The sequence below is a fragment of the Corallococcus praedator genome (assembly GCF_003612125.1).
GTDB lineage: Bacteria > Myxococcota > Myxococcia > Myxococcales > Myxococcaceae > Corallococcus > Corallococcus praedator.
In genome coordinates, this window is sequence record NZ_RAWI01000497.1 from 1 (window position 1) to 6,006 (window position 6,006).

At 69.2% G+C, this 6,006-nt stretch carries 4 protein-coding genes and 2 pseudogenes; 4 read left to right on the forward strand and 2 right to left on the reverse strand.

The window, feature by feature from the left end:
• From D7Y13_RS47290 to D7Y13_RS37125, 3 genes and pseudogenes are all read left to right on the forward strand, one after another.
• A pseudogene (locus D7Y13_RS47290) lies at positions 1–300 on the forward strand (hypothetical protein); the annotation flags it as partial.
• Positions 269–1,102, forward strand: a complete 834-nt coding sequence (locus tag D7Y13_RS37120; RefSeq protein ID WP_167508813.1) for a hypothetical protein — start codon at positions 269–271, stop codon at positions 1,100–1,102. The pseudogene D7Y13_RS47290 and the gene D7Y13_RS37120, both read left to right, overlap by 32 nt.
• A gap of 12 nt (positions 1,103–1,114) precedes the next feature.
• On the forward strand, positions 1,115–2,425 hold the full coding sequence (locus D7Y13_RS37125; RefSeq protein ID WP_120536505.1) for a M18 family aminopeptidase: 1,311 nt from the start codon (positions 1,115–1,117) through the stop codon (positions 2,423–2,425).
• Positions 2,426–2,497: 72 nt separating this feature from the next.
• Here D7Y13_RS37125 and D7Y13_RS37130 read toward each other — a convergent pair whose 3' ends face one another.
• Complete coding sequence (locus tag D7Y13_RS37130) at positions 2,498–4,603, reverse strand: M4 family metallopeptidase (RefSeq protein WP_120585353.1); 2,106 nt, start codon at positions 4,601–4,603, stop codon at positions 2,498–2,500.
• 369 nt (positions 4,604–4,972) lie between these two features.
• Here D7Y13_RS37130 and D7Y13_RS37135 point away from each other — a divergent pair, with 369 nt between their 5' ends.
• The gene (locus D7Y13_RS37135; RefSeq protein ID WP_120586194.1) at positions 4,973–5,560 is read left to right on the forward strand and encodes a DUF2378 family protein; all 588 of its coding nucleotides are present in this window, start codon (positions 4,973–4,975) and stop codon (positions 5,558–5,560) included.
• A 24-nt stretch (positions 5,561–5,584) separates the two neighbouring features.
• On the opposite strand, the pseudogene D7Y13_RS37140 reads toward D7Y13_RS37135, so the two are convergent.
• Positions 5,585–6,006 (reverse strand): annotated as a pseudogene (locus D7Y13_RS37140) (serine protease); the annotation flags it as partial.

Sequence of the window (6,006 nt, forward strand, 5' to 3'; positions counted from 1 at the left end):
CTGGTGACGATGGAGGACCCCATCCCGGAGGACTCCATCTCCGGCATGGTGGAGAACTACACGGAGGCGCTGCCCAAGACGGTGCGCGTTCGCACCGCGCTGCTGGAGAGCCGGCGCTGGGGGGGCGGCGGACGGACGTCATGGTCACCTTCTACCCTGGATTTCGGAGTAACGGATTATCGCCCGGGCGAGCAGGGGAGTTGCCTCGCCCCGGTGCCTGGCCTCCCTGACGCGTGCGTTCCGCATCCGGGCCGCTATGGTGCGCGCCATGGCCCCGCGCTTTCCCACCCAGTTCGCTGACCTGCTCACCCCCAAGGGTCGTCGCATTCTCGAAGGTCGAGACTCCGAGACCTGCGGCGCGCTGTTGGACCCCACGCGTCCCTTCATCGCGCTGCAAGGCGTCATCGACGTGAAGAAGGCGTCGCAGGTCCGCGATGCGCTGGACGCGGCGATGCGCGACACGCTGGTGACGATGGAGGACCCCATCCCGGAGGACTCCATCTCCGGCATGGTGGAGAACTACACGGAGGCGCTGCCCAAGACGGTGCGCGTTCGCACCGCGCTGCTGGAGAGCCGGCGCTCGCGCTCGTGGCGCGCTGCGGAAGCGCTGGGGCTGGTGGCGCTCCTGCGCTCGGACACGTTCGCGGGCTTCGCGGCGGCGGTGAGCGGCCGGGCACTCAAGCGGGGGTGGGGCATCCAGACGCTCTGCTACAGCCCCGGCGACTACACGGGCCCTCACACCGACCACCACCCGGAAGAGGACGACGCGCGCCACGGCTACGTGGACATGCACGTCAGCCTCACGATGCCCGCCGTGGACCACCAGTTCCTCGTGTACGCGAAGGACGGGCACTTCTCCGAGCTGACGAAGGTCAGCACCGTGGGCGGCATCACCGTGTACCGGCTGCCCTTCTGGCACTACACGACGCCGCTCGTCGCGAAGAAGGCCCGCGAGGAGGCCGCCCGCCGCTGGGTGCTCCTGGGGACCTTCCTGGATGCCGGGCCGAAGACGCGCGCCTCCTCCACCATCCTGCCGGCGGGCGCCCGGCTGCCTGTCCAGGGAACGACAGTGGGACGTGGCATGGAGGCCGGACGGGGTTAGCGTGCCGGGCCCATGAGCCCCACCGACACCGACAAGCAGGCCGGAGACCTCCTCCAGTACATCGACGCGTCGCCCACGCCGTACCACGCCGTGCGGGAGACGGCGCGCCGCCTCACCGACGCGGGCTACCGCGCGCTCGACGAACGCGAGTCCTGGTCCCTCAAGCCCGGCGAGAAGGTCTTCGTCGTGCGCGGCGACACGAGCATCGCCGCCTTCCAGCTGGGCACGAAGCCGGTGGATGCCACCGGCTTCCGGCTGGTGGGCTCGCACACGGACTCCCCCAACCTGCGCCTCAAGCCGAACGCGCCCGTCAACCGCCACGGCTACCAGCAGCTCGGCGTGGAAATCTATGGCGGGGTGCTGCTGCACACGTGGACGGACCGCGACCTGTCGCTCGCGGGCCGCGTGGTGGTGCTGAAGAACGGCCGCCCCGAACACCACCTGGTGGACTTCCGCCGGCCGCTGTTGCGCGTGCCCAACCTGGCCATCCACCTGAACCGCGCCGTCAACAGCGAGGGCCTGAAGCTCAACCCGCAGGAGCACATGGTGCCGGTGCTGGGCCTGGAGAGCGCGGGCCCCGCGGAGCTGCGCGCGCTGCTGGTGGAGGAGCTGGCGAAGCAGGGCGTGACGGCGGCCGTGGACGACCTGCTGGGCTACGACCTGTGCCTCTACGACGTGCAGCCGTCCACGCGCTCCGGCCTGCACGGCGAGTTCCTCCACGCGCCCCGCCTGGACAACCTGGCGTCCTGCCACACCGGCCTCACCGCGCTCCTGTCGCCGGGCGGCCCGCGCGAGGCCACCTGCGGCGTGGTGCTCTACGACCATGAGGAGTGCGGCAGCCGCAGCGCGCAGGGCGCCGCGTCGCCGTTCCTGAAGGACCTGCTGGAGCGCATCGTCCAGGCGCACGCGGACGGAAAGGCGGACGCGTTCCACCGCGCCATCCGCCGCTCGTTCATGGTGAGCGCGGACATGGCGCACGCGGTGCACCCCAACTACCCGTCGATGCACGAGCCCAAGCACCAGCCGCAGCTGGGCGGCGGCCCGGTCATCAAGAGCAACGTGAACCAGTCCTACGCGACGGACGGCGAGTCGTGGGCGCACTTCGCCGCGCTGTGCAAGGAGGCCGGCGTCACGCCCCAGCACTTCGTCACCCGCACGGACCTGGGCTGCGGCAGCACCATTGGCCCCATCACCGCGGGGCAGCTGGGCATCCGCACGGTGGACGTGGGCAACCCCATGCTCTCCATGCACTCCATCCGGGAGATGGCCGCCGCGTCCGACGTGGCCCGCATGGTGGCGGTGCTCACGCGCTTCTTCGCCTGACGCAAAGGAAGAGGCGGGCCCGGTTTCGACACCGGACCCGCCTCGGAGTGCTTCAGGAAGCTTGGGTGACGACTAGTTCACGCCGACCGCGGTCCAGGCGTCCTTGACCTTCTGGACCTGGTTGGAGTCCGCGCCGTACAGGTCCGTGGCGGACTTGATGGTGGCCTCGCGGGCCTGGGCGAACGTCGTCTTCGGGGTCATGTACGTGGTGAGGGCGCGGCCGAAGATCTTCAGGCCGTCCTCCATCCCGACGCCGCCCTTCACTTCCAGGCCGGAGGTGCGGTTCTTGCCACCCTCCACCAGGAGGTAGAAGGCGTTGTTGGAGATGCCGCTGGAGCCGTGCACCTCCGTCTGCTTCGGGTAGTTCTTGTAGTTGTCGACCGAGTAGTTGTCCTTGGTCGGGTCGTTCATGTAGCGCAGGCCGTCGTTCGGGTCGCCGTTCGTCGGCGTCCACGCGGCTTCGCCCACGGTCCAGTTCCACTTGGCCTCGGGGTTGTTCTGCGCCGCGTACCACTCCACGCCCGTGCCCATGATGTCGCTGAAGGACTCGTTCAGGCCACCGGACTCGCCGCTGTAGATGAGGCCGGCGGTGCGCTCGGTGAGGCCGTGCGCGATCTCGTGGCCGGCGATGTCCAGCGTGGTGAGCGGGCCGGCGTTCTTGCCGTCGCCGTCGCCGTAGCTCATCTTCTCGCCGTCCCAGAACGCGTTCACGTAGTTGTTCTTCACGTGCACGTAGCTGACGAGCTTCTCGCCCGCGCCGTCGATGGAGTCACGGCCCAGGACGTTCTTCATGAAGTCGTAGGTCATGGCCGCGCCGTAGTGCGCGTCGATGCCGGCCTTGGCGCGCGCCGGGTCGGTGGCCTCGCCCCACTTGTCGTTGTTGTCGGTGATCTTCGTCTGGCCGCTGGCCGTGGACGCGTTCTTCGCGTCGTAGGTCACCACGCCCTTGCCGCGCGTCGAGTCCTCCAGCGAGTACGTGCCGTCCGCGTTCTTCGTCGTCTTCAGGTCGACGTGGCCGCTGTACATGGACTGGTCGTCCGCCGTGCTCACGGGGTCCGTCGGGGGAGGCGTGTTGCCCTTGCCCGTGACGGTCAGGCCCCAGGACTGCAGGGTGCCCGTGTCGCGCTTGGCCTTGTCCTCGACCGTGATCGTCCACTCGCCCTTGGCCGACTCACCCTTGAAGGCGGACAGGTCGAAGGAGCCCTTCACGTCGTCCGCGCTGCCGCCCTTGCGGCTCTGCACGACGGCCGTCTTGCCGGACGGGCTGGTCAGGCTGATGGTGAGGTCGCCGCTGAACGTGTGCTTGATGTCCAGGTCCAGCTTCAGCGAGTCAACCGTGATGTCGTTCGTGACGGTGACCTTCGACTCCGCCTTGCCCAGGTCCGGGATGGGCGCGTTCGGGGTCGCCAGCACCGTGGTCTGCTGGGTGTCCGCGGCCGCCGGACGCGAGTAGCCGCCGATCTTGTTGAAGCTCTCCAGCACCTTCCCCGTGTTGGCGTCGATGATGTAGTTCTGCTTCTTGGGCTTCTCCTGCCCGGCGATCTGCGTCACTTCCACCTGGTAGGCCGAGTGGTACTTGCCGGCCTGGTCCTGGTAGATGACGCGCTCGGAAGAGGGCTGCTTGTCGGCCTTGCCGCCCAGCTCCTTCTTCGCGATGTCGATGGCCTGCTGCGGCGCCAGCTTCGGCTTCTGCGAACCCAGGCCCGCGGGGATGGGGTTCTGCTCGCCCGTGACGCTGGACACCTTGCCGTCCGTGCCCAGGTGGCTGATGAGCTGCTCACCGAACACCTTCACGCCCTCGTGCACGCGATCCAGGCGCACGTGCGTCATTCCCAGCTCATCGCGCTCGACGCTCTTGGGCGCCAGCGTGGGGCCGGACTTGTTGGCCGCCAGCAGCGACGACGCCGTCAGGGGCGGGGTGAGGTGCTTCAGCGACGTCTGGATGGCCGACTGCGCCTCCTTGCTGTCCAGCGCGAGGCGGCCCGGGGCCGCGCCCTGCGTCGACGTCGTCGTGGGAGGCACGACGGCCGCGGCGGTGTTGGCACCGGCCACGCCCTTGACGGACTCGAAGCCGTCCTTCACGCGCAGGACGTTCTGCGCCTTCGCCGGGGCCTTCGCGGTCTCAGTGGTGGGACGGAGCGTTACGGGAGTCTGACCTTCGGTGCGGCGAATGCTCATGGGTCACTCACACTGCAAGGGGGATGAAGGATTCTCGCATGAGCCAACTTCAGAGTTTCCGATGGGTTGCGAAAGTTAACGCGTCTTCCCAGAAAACAATGAATACAGATGGTTGAGTTCCGGTGATTTCGTCGGTTGACACGCCGATTTTACTTGCAGTTGGGGTCCTGCCCGACCCGAACTCCTGGAATCCCCGACGCAGGCCGTCACAATTCGAGTGTTTAATGGCGTGAAAAAAGGCCGGAAATTCTTGGAAAAATCCGCCGTGGTGGAAAGGGGCCCTGGCGGGCGTGGACGGGGTGACTGATACACTGATGCATGGTTTCCCGGCCGGGATGGGCGGGGGCTGGACCCTGGGGGGGTTGGCGCATGGAGCCTTGGATTCAGGAAACGACGGGGGAGCCACGGCTCCCGCTGATGGCGGTGCAGGTGCCGCGTCGCAACTTCGAGGGATTGTTTCAGCACGCGCTGCGGCCGTCGGGTCCGTTCGCCCAGGCGCTGCGGGACGTGGGGTACGACCCGGAGGCGGAGGAGGCGGAGGAGTACTTCTCCCTGGAGGTGTGGCGCGCGTCGCTGGCGGTGGCGCGGCGGCACGCGTGTCCGGGCCTGGGCAGCGAGGAGGCCAACCGGGTGCTGGGCAACCACTACGTGGAGGGCTTCGCGCAGACGCTGGTGGGGCGCATCTTCGCCGCGGCGGCGCCGCTGCTGGGCGCGGAGCGGTGCCTGTCGCGGCTGCCCACGTACCTGCGCGCGGGACGCGAGGACATGAGGCTGCTGCTGGAGGCGCGGCGCGCGCGTGAGTGGCGGGCCATGGTGGTGGACGCGGATCCGCTGCCGGACTTCGTGGCGGGCGTGGTGGAGCAGGTGCTGCGCCGCACGCGGGTGCTGCCGCGCGTGGACGTGCTGGAGCGCGCGTCCCAGGGCTATTCGCTGCGGATCCGCTGGGACGAACCCTGAGGCTGTCCCCGCGCCCCGCCCCCTCTAGTTGAGGTACGTCTTGGGCGGGGTGCGCCGGGTGAGCGACGGCGGCTGGGACGGCCGGGCCTGGCGCCAGCGTCCGATGACGTCCATCAGCCCGTCGAAGGTGTCGCGCAGGGCCCAGGCGCGGTCCTCCGCGTCCTGCAGGCTCTCGCACCGCAGCAGGCCGTCGCGCAGCGCGCGCTGGACGCCGGGGCAGTCGCCGCGCTCGTCGATGAGCTGTTCGGCGGTGTGGGCGTAGAGCCGGTAGCAGCCCTCCACGTCCCCCCGGTTGTAGGCGGGGGCGCCCACGTTGATGGCGTGGCCCAGGAGGGCGGCCACGGACTCCACCGCGGGCGTGGCGCAGCCCTCCAGCAGGTTCACGGCATGCTGGGGCACGTGGCGCACGCGGGTGGCGCGCTGCCGGGGCGCATCCAGCGCGGACA